Origin of the sequence: Aquibaculum sediminis, assembly GCF_040712085.1 — a bacterium.
Lineage (GTDB): Bacteria > Pseudomonadota > Alphaproteobacteria > Kiloniellales > DSM-21159 > Aquibaculum > Aquibaculum sediminis.
In genome coordinates this window covers 231892-246682 of record NZ_JBFCVK010000004.1, presented here as the reverse complement: position 1 = coordinate 246682, position 14791 = coordinate 231892, and the positions used below count along the sequence as shown (strand labels likewise).

General features: G+C 67.3%; 14 protein-coding genes. 7 read left to right on the top strand and 7 right to left on the bottom strand.

Annotated elements, in window-relative coordinates; translation table 11 throughout:
• Positions 1-57: 57 nt before the first annotated feature.
• Positions 58-756: a helix-turn-helix domain-containing protein gene (locus ABZ720_RS08285; RefSeq protein ID WP_366555045.1), complete on the bottom strand. Its 699-nt coding sequence runs from the start codon at positions 754-756 to the stop codon at positions 58-60.
• Positions 757-1022: 266 nt separating this feature from the next.
• Positions 1023-3482, bottom strand: coding sequence for an ATP-binding protein (locus ABZ720_RS08280; protein ID WP_366555044.1), 2460 nt, complete (start codon positions 3480-3482; stop codon positions 1023-1025).
• A gap of 347 nt (positions 3483-3829) precedes the next feature.
• On the opposite strand from ABZ720_RS08280, the gene ABZ720_RS08275 reads away from it, so the two are divergent.
• The 5 genes from ABZ720_RS08275 (at position 3830) to ABZ720_RS08255 (ending at position 8497) form a co-directional block, all read left to right on the top strand.
• Complete coding sequence (locus tag ABZ720_RS08275; RefSeq protein WP_366555043.1) at positions 3830-4213, top strand: response regulator; 384 nt, start codon at positions 3830-3832, stop codon at positions 4211-4213.
• A 292-nt stretch (positions 4214-4505) separates the two neighbouring features.
• Positions 4506-5396 carry a Bug family tripartite tricarboxylate transporter substrate binding protein gene (locus tag ABZ720_RS08270; protein WP_366555042.1) on the top strand — a complete coding sequence of 297 codons (891 nt, stop codon included), beginning with the start codon at positions 4506-4508 and terminating at the stop codon, positions 5394-5396.
• A gap of 37 nt (positions 5397-5433) precedes the next feature.
• Positions 5434-6975 carry a tripartite tricarboxylate transporter permease gene (locus ABZ720_RS08265; protein WP_366555041.1) on the top strand — a complete coding sequence of 514 codons (1542 nt, stop codon included), beginning with the start codon at positions 5434-5436 and terminating at the stop codon, positions 6973-6975.
• Positions 6972-7427: a tripartite tricarboxylate transporter TctB family protein gene (locus tag ABZ720_RS08260; protein WP_366555040.1), complete on the top strand. Its 456-nt coding sequence runs from the start codon at positions 6972-6974 to the stop codon at positions 7425-7427. The genes ABZ720_RS08265 and ABZ720_RS08260 overlap by 4 nt, the downstream gene beginning before the upstream one ends.
• A 17-nt stretch (positions 7428-7444) precedes the next feature.
• The gene (locus ABZ720_RS08255; protein WP_366555039.1) at positions 7445-8497 is read left to right on the top strand and encodes a tartrate dehydrogenase; all 1053 of its coding nucleotides are present in this window, start codon (positions 7445-7447) and stop codon (positions 8495-8497) included.
• Between the two features lie 9 nt (positions 8498-8506).
• Here ABZ720_RS08255 and pyrC read toward each other — a convergent pair whose 3' ends face one another.
• Together pyrC and ABZ720_RS08245 are read right to left on the bottom strand one after the other, a co-directional pair.
• A complete protein-coding gene (gene pyrC, locus ABZ720_RS08250; protein ID WP_438264087.1) occupies positions 8507-9844 on the bottom strand; it encodes a dihydroorotase in 1338 nt (445 codons plus the stop codon).
• Entirely contained in the window at positions 9844-10821 is a 978-nt protein-coding gene (locus ABZ720_RS08245; protein WP_366555037.1) for an aspartate carbamoyltransferase catalytic subunit, read from the bottom strand. Before ABZ720_RS08245 ends, pyrC begins: the two co-directional genes overlap by 1 nt.
• Positions 10822-10911: 90 nt before the next feature.
• Between ABZ720_RS08245 and mtgA the strand changes: the two genes are divergently transcribed.
• The gene (gene mtgA, locus ABZ720_RS08240; RefSeq protein WP_366555036.1) at positions 10912-11625 is read left to right on the top strand and encodes a monofunctional biosynthetic peptidoglycan transglycosylase; all 714 of its coding nucleotides are present in this window, start codon (positions 10912-10914) and stop codon (positions 11623-11625) included.
• Positions 11626-11653: 28 nt separating this feature from the next.
• Here the strand turns inward: mtgA and ABZ720_RS08235 are convergent, their stop codons facing one another.
• The 3 genes from ABZ720_RS08235 to ABZ720_RS08225 all read right to left on the bottom strand — a co-directional run bounded on the left by ABZ720_RS08235 (position 11654) and on the right by ABZ720_RS08225 (position 13610).
• Complete coding sequence (locus tag ABZ720_RS08235) at positions 11654-12490, bottom strand: carbon-nitrogen hydrolase family protein (RefSeq protein WP_366555035.1); 837 nt, start codon at positions 12488-12490, stop codon at positions 11654-11656.
• Positions 12487-12750, bottom strand: coding sequence for a glutaredoxin 3 (gene grxC / locus ABZ720_RS08230; RefSeq protein WP_366555034.1), 264 nt, complete (start codon positions 12748-12750; stop codon positions 12487-12489). The genes ABZ720_RS08235 and grxC overlap by 4 nt, the downstream gene beginning before the upstream one ends.
• Before the next feature lie 92 nt (positions 12751-12842).
• Positions 12843-13610, bottom strand: coding sequence for a ComF family protein (locus ABZ720_RS08225; protein WP_366555033.1), 768 nt, complete (start codon positions 13608-13610; stop codon positions 12843-12845).
• A 53-nt stretch (positions 13611-13663) separates the two neighbouring features.
• On the opposite strand from ABZ720_RS08225, the gene ABZ720_RS08220 reads away from it, so the two are divergent.
• Complete coding sequence (locus ABZ720_RS08220; protein WP_366555032.1) at positions 13664-14587, top strand: methyltransferase domain-containing protein; 924 nt, start codon at positions 13664-13666, stop codon at positions 14585-14587.
• The last annotated feature ends 204 nt before the right edge of the window (positions 14588-14791 follow it).

The window sequence follows — 14791 nt, the reverse complement described above, 5'->3', positions numbered from 1 at the left end:
GAAAGTTGTTTTCCTGTCAGGAAACGCGGAGCAGAGCGGCCGGATATGTCCGGGGGATCAACTTCGCGGATAGATGATGATCGACAGCAGGCGCAGCGGCAATTCCTCGAGGGTTTCCGGCCCGTGCGGTGCGGCCGCATCGAAAAAGAGGGAGTCGCCGGGGCCCATCTCGATCAGGCGGTCGCCGTGGCGATAGCGCACGCGGCCTTCGAGCAGATGGATGAACTCTACACCTTCGTGCCGGAAGCTGCCGTACGGCTGGGCGCCCTCGCTCAGGGTCACCAGATAGGGCTCCACCGCAATGTCGCCGCCCAGGGAGTGGCCGAGGAGTTGATAGCGGTGGCCGGCCTTGCTGCCGCGCCGCTCGATGGTGACGCCCGCGCCGGCCGGCACATAGGAGGCGTCTCGACGCTCCTCGAACTTCTCGAAGAAGGCGGTGATGGGCACGTTCAAGGCGTGCGCCAGGGCCTGCAGGGTGTTGAGGGAGGGGCAGATGCCGCCGTTCTCGATCTTGGACAGCATCCCGGCCGACAGGCCCGCCTGGCCGGCCAGTTCCACGACCGTCATTTCCTGCTGCTTGCGCAGGCTGCGGACCTGCACGCCGATGGCTTCCTGCAGGCCGCCTTCGCGCGCGCGGGGCGCATTGGAGCCTGTGGTCAGATCCGGCTCCTCGCCGTTGCGCGGCGCCGGTTTGTCCGGTGTCGTCTTGCTTGGCGGCGGTTTGGCGGCCCGGTGAGTTTCCTTTCGTGTCCGCATCCCTGTCTCCTTAATCAACGCGAACCCCCTGTTGTCTCTTCCCGTCATAGTGTGGCGCACAGCGCAAGGGGAGCGCAAATCACTCCCAAGTCCAGAGGCGTTCAATTGTGTGTCAGGCACGGGGGCATGCTGCTCCCTGTCCCGTTCAGAGCCGACCGTCTCAGAACGGATTCGCGAGGCGATCCGGTCTAAGGCGATCCGGCCGGATTTACTAACCGGCTCGAACCAATTGGGAGCCTAGCAGAAAAGGTGATCCAGTGCGCACTTCAGTCTGTCGGCGCCGTTGGCGAGAGCGCCGAGAGCAGGGTCGTACTCAGGGCCTCCAGGGTGTAGGGCTTGCGCAGCAGGTTGATGTCGTGCATCGGCGCGCTGTTCAGGCTGCGGCTGAGGTCGTGGCCTGTGGTGATCACCACAGGCAGGGCCGGCTGCAGGCGCCGCAGTGCCTGGGCCAGTTGCAGACCGCTCATCTTGCCCGGCATCACCAGATCGGTGAGCAGCAGATCGACCTCGCTGGCCTCCTGGTAGAGCGCCAGCGCTTCGCGGCCATTGCTTGCGATCACCGGGTCGAAGCCGAGACGTTGCAGCATGGCGGCGGTCTGCTCACGCACGAGGCTGTTGTCCTCGGCATAGAGCACGGTCTGGCCCATAGCGGCCCCGGTCTGCATGGCGACCGTCGCTTCCGTGCCCTCCCCCTGGAAGAGTGGAAAGGCCAGATCGATGCGGGTACCGCCTCCGGAAGCTTCGCCGACGCGGATGTCGCCGCCCAGTTGGCGCATGAAGCCCTGCACCATCGGAAGTCCGAGGCCGGAGCCTTCGCCTACGCCCTTGGTGGTGAAGTAGGGTTCGAACAGCCGATTGCGGATTTCCGGCGCGATGCCGCTGCCGGTGTCGGTGACGCTGAGCACAACATACTGACCTCGTGGCAGACGGTGGTGGTCGATGTGCGGCGGCAGACTTTCGCTGGGCCTCAGCGCCGTCTGCACGGTCACGCGCCCGCCCTCGGGCATGGCGTCGCGCGCGTTGATCACCAGGTTCAAGAGCGCGGTGGTGAGCTGCGTCGGGTCGGCCAGGCAGGGCGGCAACCCCGTCGCCAGCTCCAACTCCAGGCTGTTGATCTCGCCCAGGGACGAGCGCAGCAGCGGCAGAACCTCGTTGACGAAGGCGGCCAGGTCGAGGGGGTGGAGCGCCAGCGTCTGGCGGCGCGAGTATGCAAGCAGCTGGTTGGTCAAGTCACCGGCCCGCTGCGCCGCCATGACGATGCCCTCTGCCAGATTGCGGCTGCCGTGGTCGCGCAGGTCGGACACCAGGAGGTCGCTGTTGCCCAGGATGACGGTGAGCAGGTTGTTGAAGTCGTGCGCGATCCCGCCGGTGAGCGTGGCGATGCCTTCCAGGCGCAGTCGCTCTGAGCGTTCCTCCTCGGCGGCGATGCGCAGGGAGTTATCGCGCAGGAGCGACAGCGAGCGCAGCGAGCCGTCGGGCAGGGGGATCAGATCGGAGGTGACCTCGACCGGCACGGCCTGCCCATCCTTGCGCCGGAGGGTCAGTCGGCCGAGAAAGCTGCGCGCCGCTGCCCGCTGCTCCAGAGCACCGGTTAGGACCGGATCGTCGGGAAAGTGGAGCTGGCCCCGGCTCATGCCGATCAGTTCGTCGCGACTGTATCCCAGCAGGTCGCAAGCTCGGGTGTTCACCTCAAGGATGATCTCGTCATCCTGCGGCTCGCCGCTGGTGGCGCAGTAGAAGGCCGCGTCGTGCATGTGCTCGAAGAGAAAGCGGTAGAGCGTGTCGCGCTCGGCCTTCGCACGATGGGCGTGGCGCAGTTCCTCGCGATGCAGCTCCATCCGCTCCAGCAGGCTGTGGAAGCGGTTGGCCAGGCCCTGCGCGAAGCGCTTGTGGCTGCGCTCCAGGGATACGAGCCGGTGCGGTATCAGCAGGAGCAGGCCGAACAGTCTCTGGCCCTGGCCGCGCAAGGGCACGACGCAGGCCTGCCGGCCCCATTCGGCGGAAGCTGCAGTTGAAAAGCCATACAGGCTGAGTGTCGACAGGTCGCTACCGCCGGCGGCGGCGACGGCGGGGCGCAGCGCCTGCGCCCGTTCCCCCTCGATCCGCAGGGTCCAGAGTTCCCCGTCCGGCGCGCCGGTGTAGGCATCGGCAGAATAGAGCACGGCCCCCGCGGCATCCATCTCGTTGCCCTCGAGAATCGTGCGCAGGCACTGCGACAGTTCGTCAGGCCCGGCGCCCTCGGCCGGCGACAGGTCCTGAATCGACTGATGGCGCCGGAAGATCACCTCATCGGTCTTCTGGACCGCCACGGAGGTGACGCCCAGGATGTCCCCCGCCGCACCGTGGATCGCGCTATAGGAAAAGTCGAAATAGCACTCCTCCGGCCGGCCGTGCTTTGCCAGTGGCAGCAGGGTGTTCTGAAACCAGAGGGGCTCGCCGCTTCGATAGACCTCGTTCAGGGCGCTGCCCAGGAACTCCCAGATCTCCGTCCAGCTCTCCCGCGCCGGTGCACCAAAGGCAGCGGGGTGCTTGTCCCCGTAAATCGGATTGTAGGCTCTGTTGTAGATCTGCAGGAAGTCGGGGCCCCAGCCGGTGCAGATCGGAAACGCGGAGTGCAGTGCCATGCGCACGATGCCCAGCATCTCCGGTGGCCAGCTTTCGGGGCGTCCCAGCGACGTGTCGGTCCAGGGAAAGGACTCGAACAACGCGCCATTCTCATCGTACATTCCGAGCGCCCCCGCTGTCGCGGTGAGTCCCTCTGTATGTCTGCGCTGCTTTGCGGCGCGCCGGGATCCCACCTTCTTCCTGTCGCAGTAAGGTAGACCCGATCGCGTTCAATCTGAACCATTGCGTTTGCGAGAGAGGCAGGAACGGCCGAGCCTTTCCGGCGGAAAGCGCATGACGCTGGCGCAGTGCATCGAGAACTTTCGGCCTGTCGGCATGAACTCTGTCGGCAAACTTGTGCGTCTTTGGCGCACTGTGCCAGTCTTTCCATAGAACAGCCGTCTATTGGAGGCTGCGCCTGGATGAGCGGGAGCCGGTGCCGAACGGGCCGGTTTGGCGGGGAGGGATCGTGGCTGATATCCTCGTGATCGACGACGAAGAGCAGGTGCGTATCACTCTGGCGCGCCAGCTCGAGCGCGCTATGCACAAGGTGACATTGGCGCCGCACGGCCGTCTGGGCCTGGAACTGCTGGCGCGACAGCCCTTTGCCCTCGTCATCTGTGACATCGTGATGCCGGAGTTCGAAGGGTTGGAGTTCCTCATCGCTCAGCGTCGCGCCGGCGACAGCACGCCGGTAATCGCGATCACCGGCGGGTCGGCCAGCTTCGGCGGACGATCGGTTGAAGTTGACTACCTGGCAATGGCGCAGAAATTCGGCGCCGCCTTCGTCCTGAGAAAGCCATTCACCCAGAGCCAACTCCTTACTCTGGTGGATGCGGCGCTGGAAGCGTGAGGAAACTGACGCCGCAGCGGTCGAATGCCACTGGTGATGGTCGAGCGAGGCGTGTCGGCCAAGGCATGGCGGCGCCGCACCATAATCCCGTTGACAGCGTGCAAGCTCCTGTACAAGGGTTTCAGGCTCCGGCGCACAACCGGCGAACGCGCCCGCGCGCCGAAGAACAAATCGCACAAGGCCGCAGCAAGCGGCTGCACTCAACCGGGAGGAACAAAAGATGAAGACCACCGCGACGGCTTTGGCTGTGGGTAGCTGTGCGTTCGCTCTTGCACTGGCGACGAGCAGTGCGATGGCCCAGGCAGAGTATCCGGAAGAGCCCATCACCTATGTGATTTCCTTCAACCCCGGCGGCGAATCCGATGTTACCGCCCGTTTCCAGGAACCGCATCTCGAAGAGAGCCTCGGGGTCGATGTGGTCGTCACCCATCGTCCAGGCGGGGGCGGGGCGGTGGCCTGGAGCGACTTTCAGCGCAGTGCCGAGCCGGACGGCTATACGCTCATCGGTGTCAACCTGCCGCACATCGTGGCCCAGCCGATCCTGCGCGACGATGCCGGCTATGACACCTTCGACTGGGACATCGTGACCTGGTTCCACTTCACGCCCAGCGCCCTGCTCGTCTCCAAGGACAGCCCATTCGAGACGCTGGAGGATCTGGTGAGCTACGCGCAGGAGAACCCCCAGGTGGTGACCTTGGGCGGCAGCGGCACCTTCAGCGCCAATCACCTGGAAACCCTGCGGCTGGAGAACGAAGCCGAGGTCGACCTGACCTATATCCCCTTCACCGGCACCGGCCCGCTGCCCTCGGCACTGCTGGGCAACCATGTCTCCGCCTTGATGAGCTATACGGTGCTTGGCCTGCAGATGCCCGATGAGGTGCGCGTGCTGGCCGTCGCGGCCGAGGAGCGGGTTTCGACCCTGCCGGATGTGCCAACCTTCCGTGAACTGGGCTACGACATCGTCGGCGGTGCCTATCGCGGAGTCGCAGCGCCCAAGGGCACGCCGCCGGAGATCATCGAGACACTTGCGGAGGCCTTCGGCGAGGCCAACGAGGCGATTCGCGAAAGGCAGGAGCCGCTTGGCTTCGTCATGACCCACGAAACCGGGGAAGACGCCGTCGATCTGGTGGAAACCATGCGCCAGGCCTACGGTGACGTGATCGAGGCGGAGATGGGCAACTAGCCCGGATCACGACCAGACACGGGGCCGGGCAGGCACGATGGAGCTGTTTCTCGAGGCGCTGGTTTCGATCCTGCAGCCGCATATGCTGCTGGTCATCTTTATCGGCGTGACCGCGGGGCTCTTCGTCGGCGCGATGCCCGGCCTGACCGCCACCATGGCGCTGGCGGTCCTGCTTCCCTTCACCTTCACCATGGACGCGCTGCAGGGCCTAGTCGCCCTGGGCGCCGTCTACATGGGAACGATCTATGGCGGGTCCTTCGCCGCCATCCTGGTCAACACGCCGGGAACGCCCTCGTCCATCGCCACCACCTTCGACGGCTATCCCATGGCCAAGCAGGGCCGCGCCTATGAGGCAATCTGCGCGGCCACGGTTGCCTCGGTGATCGGCGGCCTGCTGGGCGTCACAGCTTTACTGTTCCTGGCCCCGCCGCTGGCGCGTATGGCGCTTTACTTCGGCCCGGCCGAAATGTTCTGGGTGGCCATCCTGGGCCTCACCCTGATCGCGGCCCTCTCCGAAGGTTCGTTGCTCAAGGGCCTGCTGGGCGGCTGCATCGGCATGATCCTCGGCACCATCGGCGTTTCGCCCGTGGGCGGGGAAAGCCGCTTCACCTTCGGCATCCCGGCCATGCAGGGCGGCGTGGAACTGATCGTGGCGCTGATCGGGCTCTTCGTGGTGCCGGAACTGCTGTTGATGGCAACCCGCGGCCGCGCCGCCATCGATGCCGCCGGCATGAAGACCGGTGCGCGCGAAGGCATGGCGATCTTCCTGCGCACGGCCCGTACCGTGCTCGCTAAGCCCGTCAATCTCATCCGCTCGGCCGTGATCGGGCAGGTGATCGCCATCATTCCCGGCGCCGGCGGATCCATCGCCTCTCTGGTGTCCTACGATGCCGCGCGGCGCAGTTCGAAGCAGCCGGAAACCTTCGGGCGCGGCAATGTGGAGGGGCTGGTCGCCTCGGAGACCAGCAACAACGTCATGGTCGCGGGCAGCATGGTGCCGCTGCTGACCCTGGGCATTCCCGGTGCCCCGCCGGATGCGATCATCCTCGGCGTGATGATGCTGCACGGCCTGCGCCCCGGCTTCGAGCTCTTCAGCACCAGCGGCGTGCTGACCAACGGCTTCATCCTCTCCATGGGGGTGGCTGCGCTGCTGATGCTACCGGTCGGCCTGCTGGGCGGGCGAGTGATCTATCGCATCGTGGTGGGCACGCCCTACTACTTCCTGGTGCCCAGCATCGCCCTGGTGACGATTCTCGGCACCTATGCCCTGCGCAACTCCATGGTCGACGTGCTGATCATGCTCGGCCTGGGCGGAATCGGCTATCTGCTGCGCAACATCGGCATCGGCTCGGCCCCCATCGTCCTCGGCCTCATCCTGGGCGGCATCGCCGAGATGGGCTACGTGCAGTCGGTTCTGGGAGGCATGGCCTATAGCGTGCCGCAGCTCCGTCTGGTGGAAAACACCCTGTCGCAGATCCTCGTGCTGCTCGTGGTGCTGGCCGTTGGCGCACCGCTGCTCGGGGCCTGGCGCCGGCGGCGCCGCGCCCGGGCAGAGCAGGAGGCCGAGGGCAAGGCATGAACCTGAGGGTCAACAGCGATCTCTGGGCCGGTTTCCTTGGCCTCGTCTTCGCGGCAGGCTTCTGGTTCTCCATGGGCCGCCTGTCGACCTTGAGCGCCGTCTTTCCGGAAACCATCCTGCTGCTGACCGCCGTGATCTCGGTGGCGCTGCTGGTCAAGGGGGCCCTGAAGCCGGACATGCGGGTGCTCTTCGAGGAGGGCAACCGCCTGCGCCTGGTCGTCACCACCGTGATCCTCTTCGCCTGGTGGTGGGGCATCGGCATTCTCGGCTTCGCCGTCTCCAGCGCGATCGCCTTCTTCCTTCTGGTCTGCTACCTGGCAGCGGTGCAGCGCCCGGTAACCTGGAAGCTCGCTGGCATCTGGGCCTGCGTGGTGGTGGCGGAGGTCGCCTTCTTCTATATCGTGTTCAACAAGCTGCTCTATGTTCGGCCCCCGCGCGGGCTGCTGTTCTGATCCAGGCGGAGACTAAGATGAGTTATTGCATCGCGCTGATCCCCGGTGACGGGATCGGCCAGGAGGTGATCCCCGAGGGCGTGCGCGTGCTGCAGGCGCTGGCCGGCGATTTCGGCTTCGCGCTGGAATTCGCCGAGTTTCCCTATTCCTGCCAGCACTACCTGGACCACGGCGCGATGATGCCGCCAGACGGCATCGAGCAGCTCAGCCGCTTCGACGCCATCTTCCTGGGCGCCGTAGGCGCGCCGGGCGTGGCCGATCATGTCTCGCTCTGGGGTCTGCTGGTGCCGATCCGCCGCGAGTTCGACCAGTACGTCAACCTGCGCCCGGTCAAGCTGCTGCCCGGCGTGCGCTCGCCGCTGGCCGACCGCAAGCCGGAGGAGATCGACTTCCTGGTGGTGCGCGAGAACACCGAGGGCGAGTACTCCACCATCGGCGGGCGGGTTTTCGAGGGCACGGAGCGCGAGGCCGTGCTGCAGCAGTCCGTCTTCACCCGCCACGGCGTCGACCGCATCCTGCGCTATGCTTTCGAGGCGGCCAAGGCGCGGCGCGGCAAGCTGGCCTCCGCCACCAAGTCCAACGGCATCATCCACACCATGCCCTACTGGGACGAGCGGGTGGCGGCCATGGCGAAGGACTATCCGCAAGTCGAGGTCAGCCAGTTCCACATCGACATCCTGACCGCCCACTTCGTGCAGCATCCCGACTGGTTCGACGTGGTGGTGGGCTCCAACCTCTTCGGCGATATCCTCTCGGACCTGGGGCCGGCCTGTGCCGGCGGCATCGGCATCGCGCCCTCGGCCAACCTCAACCCGGAAAAGCGATTCCCCTCGATGTTCGAGCCGGTGCACGGCTCCGCCCCCGACATCGCTGGCCAGGGCATTGCCAACCCCATCGCCACGCTCTGGACCGCGCAGATGATGCTCGACTTCCTGGGAGAGGCGAAGGCGGCCGCCGCGCTGATGGGCGCCATCGAGGCGGTTTGCGCCGAGGGCAAGACGCTGACCCGCGATCTCGGCGGCACGGCATCCATGTCGGTGGTGACCGACGCGGTGCTCGCCAAGCTGTAGGGGCGGACCTCAGGCCGTAAAGATGCTGCGCCCGTCGACCACGCTGCGCAGTACCTGCCCCTGCACCGGATGGCGGTCGTAGGGCGCGTTCTTCGATTTCGACAGGAAGCGGTCGGGGTCGATCACCCATGGGCGCTCCGGGTCGAAGAGCACCAGGTCCGCCGGTGCCCCGGGAGTCAGTGCCGCGCGGCCCTGAAGGATACGCGCCGGCGTGGCAGTCAGGCGGCGCAGCAGTTCGAGCAGCGACAGCCGCCCCTGATGCACCAGCGCCAGGGACAGCGGCAGCAGTGTCTCCAGCCCGGCCATGCCCCACTCCGCATGGGCGAAGGGCAGGCGCTTGGCGTCCTGGTCCTGGGGCGCGTGGTCGGAGCAGATGGCGTCGATGGTGCCGTCGGCCACCGCGGCGGCAACCGCTTCCCGGTCGGATTCGCTGCGCAGCGGCGGCATGACCTTGGCAAAGCTGCGGTAGTCGCCCACCGCATTCTCGTTCAGTGTGAAGTAGTGCGGCGCCGTATCGCAGGTGACGGCCAGGCCCTTGGCCTTGGCGCGGCGGACGGCCTCGACGGCTTCGGCCGTGGAGATCAGGGATGCGTGGTAGCGACCGCCGGTCATCTCCACCAGGCGCAAGTCGCGCTCCAGCAGCATGACTTCGGCCAGCGGCGGAATGCCGGAAAGCCCGAGCCGGGTCGCCAGCTCGCCGCCGTTCATCATCCCGCCGCTCAGCGCCGGCTCCTGCGGCAGTTGCAGGATCACCGTGTCGAAGGCAGTGGCATAGGAGAGCGCGCGGCGCAGCACCTGCGCGTCGGCCAGGGGCTTCACGCCGTCGGTGAAGCCGCGGGCGCCATATTCGTGCAGCAGGCCGATCTCGGTGATCTCCTGCCCCTCCAGACGGCGGGTGAGCGCGGCGTAGGTATAGACCTTGACCAGTTTTTCCTCGCGCGCCCGGCGGGCCACGAACTCCACGCCGGCCACGTCGTCCACCGGCGGGTCGGTGTTGGGCAGGGCCACCATTGAGGTGATGCCGCCGGCCGCCGCCGCGCGGCTGGCGCTGGCGATGGTCTCCTTGTGCTCCTGGCCGGGCTCGCGCAGCTGCGTGCGCATGTCGACAAGACCCGGTGCCAGGCAGGCGCCGCCGCACTCGACAGTGGCAATGCCCTCGGGCATCCCACCGTTGAAGAGCTGCGGGCCCAGGTCGGCGATGCGGCCGCCTTCGGTCAGCAGCGCGCCCGAGGCATCGAGGCCGCTCTCCGGGCAGAGCAGGCGGGCGTTCACGTAAGCCACGCGCGCGCTTCGCGCTGGGTCCACTCGGGCGCTTCGCGCCGGTGCAGTCGCTGTCTCCCGGACCATCAGGCGCGTCCTTCTTCCGGCGGCGTCGTGCCGCGCAGCAGCGCGTGCAGGCAGGCCATGCGCACCGCCACGCCCATGGCCACCTGGGTGCGGATCAGCGAGCGGTCGATGTCGTCGGCCAGTTCGCTGTCGATCTCCACGCCGCGGTTCATGGGCCCCGGGTGCATAATCAGCGCATCGGGCTTGGCCAGGGCCAGCTTTTCCCGGTCCAGGCCGTAGAAGCGGAAATACTCTCGTACGGAGGGCACGTAGGAGCCCTGCATGCGCTCGTTTTGCAGCCGCAGCATCATGACGATGTCCACATCGGCGAGCCCGGCGCGCATGTCGTGATAGGCGGTGACGCCGAAGCGCTCGATGCCCGAGGGCAGCAGTGTCGGCGGCCCGATCACCCTTACGCGCGCGCCCATTGTGGTGAGCAGGTGGATGTTGGAACGCGCCACCCGGCTGTGCAGCAGGTCGCCGCAGATCGCCACGGTCAGGCCGGCGAGACGCCCCCGGCGCTGGCGGATGGAAAGTGCATCCAGCAGCGCCTGGGTCGGATGCTCGTGGCTGCCGTCACCGGCATTGATGACGGCGCAGTCCACCTTTTCGCTGAGCAGTGACACCGCACCGGAATCGGGATGGCGCACCACCAGCAGGTCGGGCCGCATCGCGGTCAGGGTCATGGCGGTGTCGATCAGCGTCTCCCCCTTCTTGATCGAGGAGGAGGCCACCGACATGTTGATCACCTCGGCGCCCAGGCGTTTTGCCGCCAACTCGAAGGAGGTGCGGGTACGCGTCGAATTCTCGAAGAAAAGGTTGATGACCGTGTGTCCCGCCAGTAAGGCGGAAGGCCGATGCGCGCGCGGGTCCTCTGCGGCATAGTGATCGGCGAGGTCGAGAAGAAAGGCGATTTCGCTCCGGCTCAGGCCTTCGATGCCGAGCAGGTGGCGGTGCGGAAAGCCGGAGCTTCCGACTGAGGTCTGTGCCGCTGTCATCGAGGGGCGGTTATGGCACCGCGGCGCGAAGGGCGCAAGGCGCCAGGGTGCAAGCGTGAAAAGGGGCGGCGTGGGCGTGAGGCAGGACGGGTGAAGGGCATTAGGGGGCGACTGCGCCGCTTCTATCAGCGGCAGGGCCGGCGCATCCGCAAGGCCGCGCTCATTCTGGCCGTGCTGGTGCTGGGCCTGCCGTTGCTGCTGACGCTGACCTATTCCCTCGTCCCGCCGCCGGGCACGCCCTTGATGATCCTTAGGCTCTTCGAGGGGGAGGGGCTGACAAAACGCTGGCGCTCGCTGGAGGAGATCTCTCCCAACCTGCGCTTTGCCGTGATCGCCGGCGAGGACAATCACTTCTGCAGCCACGGCGGGTTCGACTTCGCGTCGCTGCGCGAGGCCTGGGCCGAGCGTCAGTCGGGCGGCCGCTCGCGCGGCGCCAGCACCTTGTCGCAGCAACTGGCGAAGAATCTCTTCCTCTGGCCCGGCGGCGGCTTCCTGCGCAAAGGCGTCGAGGCCTATTTCACCCTCTACCTGGAAACCCTGCTCTCGAAGCAGCGGATCCTGGAACTCTATCTCAACGTCGCCGAGTGGGGCCCGGGGGTATACGGCGCTCAGGCCGGCGCGCAGGCCCACTTCGGCAAGGCAGCGGCCGACCTCTCAAGCCGGGAGGGCGCCCTGATGGCCGCCGTGCTGCCCAATCCGCGTCGCTGGGAGGCCGGGCGGCCGAGCGACTACATCTCTCGCCGCGCCGGCACGCTGCAGACCCGGGTGCAGCAGCTGGGGCCGCTGCTGGATTGCGCGCGCTGAGGCGGCGGCTGGTTGCTGGGCTGTGCCTTCAGGCGCTCTCCGGTACCGCTTCGAAGGCGCGGTCGTGGGTTAGGGCCGGCACCATGCGCCGCGCCTCGGCCACCAGAGCCGGGTCGATGCGTGCCGTCACCACACCAGGCTCCGCTCCGGCATCAGCCAGCACCTCGCCCCAGGGAGCCACGACCAGGGAATGGCCGTAGGTCTGGCGGTCGGCGACATGGGTGCCGCACTGCGCCGGCGCGAAGACGAAGCAACCGGTCTCGATCGCCCGGGCGCGCTGCAGCACATGCCAGTGCGCCTGGCCGGTGAAGGCGGTGAAGGCTGCCGGCACCGAGATGAAAGAGGCCCCGGCCTTGGCGAGATTGCGGTAAAGCGCGGCGAAGCGCACGTCGTAGCAGATCGTGAGACCCAGGCGGCCCCAGGGCAGGTCGGCGACTACCGCCTGCTCGCCCGGCCTGAAGGTGTCGGACTCCCGGTAGCTCTGACCGTCGGGGATGTTGACGTCGAACATGTGGATCTTGTCGTAGCGCGCGGCGACCTGCCCCTGGGGGTCGAAGAGCATGCTGCGGTTGGCCGCCTTGTCGGGGCCGAGGCGGACCGACAGCGAACCAATCAGCAGCCAGATCCCCAGATCCTTGGCCAGTTCGGAGAATGCCGGGACCGCAGGGTGGCTCTCCTCCGGCAGCGCGGCGGCCAGGGTGGCCTCGCGGCTGGGGGTGATCAGCGTGGTGTTCTCCGGAGTGAGGACGAAGTCCGCGCCCTGTCCGGCAGCCTCGCGGATCATCTGCGAAGCGGCGGCGATGTTGTCCGCGAGGACGTCGCTGCTGTTGGTCTGAACCAGACCGACGGTGTAGGCCTCGCTCATGCCGCGCTTCCCTGCAACAGCGGATCGAGATCACCCATCTGCTCCAGAGAATAGAGCTCGTCGCAGCCGCCGACGTGGTGGTCGCCGATGAAGATCTGCGGCACGGAGTTGCGACCGCCGGCGCGCTCGCGCATGGCCGCGCGCACCTTGGCGCTGCCGGCGTCGATCTCTTCATAGGCGACGCCCTTGCGGTCGAGCAGCTTCTTGGCGCGGCTGCAGAAGGGGCAGAGGAAGGTGGTGTAGATCTCGATCTTGGGCATGGTGTCCTGTCGTTTCCGTTCAGAAAGGTCCCGTCACCATATAGGAAGCCCGCGCCGCAGCGAAACCGGCGGCGGTGTGTGTGCCGAGCAGTTCAGTCCCGCGCCGGGCGCACCACGCGGGCCAGCGTGAGCACGTCGACCGCCCGGGCATCGGCGCGATAGAGCGCCCGGGTACAGGCGCCCAGGGTGGCCCCGGTGGTGTAGACATCATCGATCAACAGCACATGGCGGCCGTCGAGCTGTGCCCGATGGCGGGGATGCACGGCAAAGGCGCCGGCCACGTTGCGCCGGCGCTGCGCCAGGGAGAGATGCCCCTGGGAGGGCGTGTTGCGCCGGCGCAGCAGCAGGTCGGGCACCACCTCGCGGTTGCTGCGCCGGCCCAGCGCTTGCGCCAGCAGTGCCGACTGGTTGTAGCGCCGGTCGAAGAGGCGGCGCGGGTGCAGTGGCACTGGCGCCAACAGCTCGGCGCGGCGCAGCAACGGGTCTCCGGCTCGGGCCATCCAGCCGGCCAGTGTCTCGGCCGCCTCGGTGTAGTCCGCATGCTTGAAGCGCAGGATCATGCCCTTGCTGGCATCGTCATAGGCCAAGGCGGCCCGGGCCTTCTCCCAGGGCGACGGCCGGCGCAGGCAGGCGCCGCAGAGGCTGCCTTCGGGCTGGCTGTGCGGGAAGGGCAGGCCGCAGGCATCGCACTGCGGGTCGCCGAGCAGCGTCAGCCCCTGCCAGCACTCGGGGCAGAGCGTGCGCACCTCGGTGACCACGAGGCCGCAACTCAGACAGCGCGGCGGCAGCACGGCATCGAGGAGGCCGCGTCCGGCACGGCGCAACAGCCGCAGGGCCCCCTGGGTCGTGGCCGTGCTCATGCCGGGCACATCCGGGCTTTTCCCCGGCCGGGTGCTGCTTCATATCTGGGGGTATGAGCGAGATGCTGGTTTTTGATCGCGCGGCCGTCCGCCGCAACCGGGACCGGGCCGCCCCCGGCTGGCAGGGCCATGACTTCCTGGTGGCCGAGGCGGCCGAGCGCCTGCTCGAGCGGCTGGAGGAGGTGCGCCGCAGCTTTCCCCTGGCGCTCGACCTGGGATGCCACGGCGGCACACTGGCGCCGCGCCTGCTGGGACAGACGGGTGTCGAGCGGGTGGTGCAGTGCGACCTCTCGCCGGCCATGGCGCGGCAAGCCTCGGCCAATGGCCAGCCGGCCCTGGCAGCGGACGAGGAGTTCCTGCCCTTCGCGCCGGAGAGCTTCGACCTGGCGATCAGCCTGCTGTCCCTCCACTGGGTGAACGACCTGCCCGGCGCCCTGCTGCAGCTGCGCCGCGTCTTGAAGCCCGACGGTCTTTTCCTGGGCGTGATGCTGGGTGGAGACAGCCTCCATGAACTGCGCGCCTCGCTGATCCTGGCGGAGAGCGAACTGCGCGGCGGGGCGGCGCCGCGTGTCTCCGCCTTTGCCGAACTGCGCGACCTGGCGGGGCTGTTGCAGCGTGCCGGCTTTGCCCTGCCGGTGGCGGACCGGGAAAGCCTCACCGTCACTTATGCCGATCCCATCAGGCTGCTGCGCGAGCTGCGGGGCATGGCGGCGGCCAATGCCCTGATCGAGCGGCCGCGCCGCGGCCTGCGGCGGGATGTGCTGGCGCGGACCTTCGAGATCTATGCGGAGCGTTTCGGCACGAGCGACGGGCGGCTGCCGGTCACCTTCGAGTTTCTCTGGGCCGTGGGCTGGGCGCCGCACGCTGAACAGCCTAAGCCCCTGCGGCCCGGCAGCGCCGCCGCCCGCCTGGCCGAAGCCCTGGGCAGTGCGGAGCAGGGCAGCGGCGTGCCCGTTGTGCCGCCGGAGAAGCGTTGAGCGTTGGAGGCTTGGTGCCCTTGGCATTTTCGCAAACCAAAACAGCAGAAACACCCTTCCATATTACTATAACGGGTGGCTTGCTGTGTGCAAGTTTCGCTCGAACAAGCCACTGCCGTGGCATCGGGATGCGTTCGACCTTAATTTAGAATTACTCTAAAAAGAGCTTGTGTTGCCTTCGTCAAACCCCATATCTGGTTCAGA

Coding starts and splice junctions, on each gene's coding strand:
- ABZ720_RS08255 (WP_366555039.1), top strand. CDS start 7,445: ATGAGTTATTGCATCGCGCTGATCCCCGGTGACGGGATCGGCCAGGAG.
- ABZ720_RS08270 (WP_366555042.1), top strand. CDS start 4,506: ATGGCCCAGGCAGAGTATCCGGAAGAGCCCATCACCTATGTGATTTCC.
- ABZ720_RS08245 (WP_366555037.1), bottom strand. CDS start 10,821: ATGACAGCGGCACAGACCTCAGTCGGAAGCTCCGGCTTTCCGCACCGC.
- ABZ720_RS08265 (WP_366555041.1), top strand. CDS start 5,434: ATGGAGCTGTTTCTCGAGGCGCTGGTTTCGATCCTGCAGCCGCATATG.
- grxC (WP_366555034.1), bottom strand. CDS start 12,750: ATGCCCAAGATCGAGATCTACACCACCTTCCTCTGCCCCTTCTGCAGC.
- ABZ720_RS08225 (WP_366555033.1), bottom strand. CDS start 13,610: ATGAGCACGGCCACGACCCAGGGGGCCCTGCGGCTGTTGCGCCGTGCC.
- pyrC (WP_438264087.1), bottom strand. CDS start 9,844: ATGGTCCGGGAGACAGCGACTGCACCGGCGCGAAGCGCCCGAGTGGAC.
- ABZ720_RS08235 (WP_366555035.1), bottom strand. CDS start 12,490: ATGAGCGAGGCCTACACCGTCGGTCTGGTTCAGACCAACAGCAGCGAC.
- ABZ720_RS08220 (WP_366555032.1), top strand. CDS start 13,664: ATGAGCGAGATGCTGGTTTTTGATCGCGCGGCCGTCCGCCGCAACCGG.
- ABZ720_RS08280 (WP_366555044.1), bottom strand. CDS start 3,482: ATGTACGATGAGAATGGCGCGTTGTTCGAGTCCTTTCCCTGGACCGAC.
- ABZ720_RS08260 (WP_366555040.1), top strand. CDS start 6,972: ATGAACCTGAGGGTCAACAGCGATCTCTGGGCCGGTTTCCTTGGCCTC.
- ABZ720_RS08285 (WP_366555045.1), bottom strand. CDS start 756: ATGCGGACACGAAAGGAAACTCACCGGGCCGCCAAACCGCCGCCAAGC.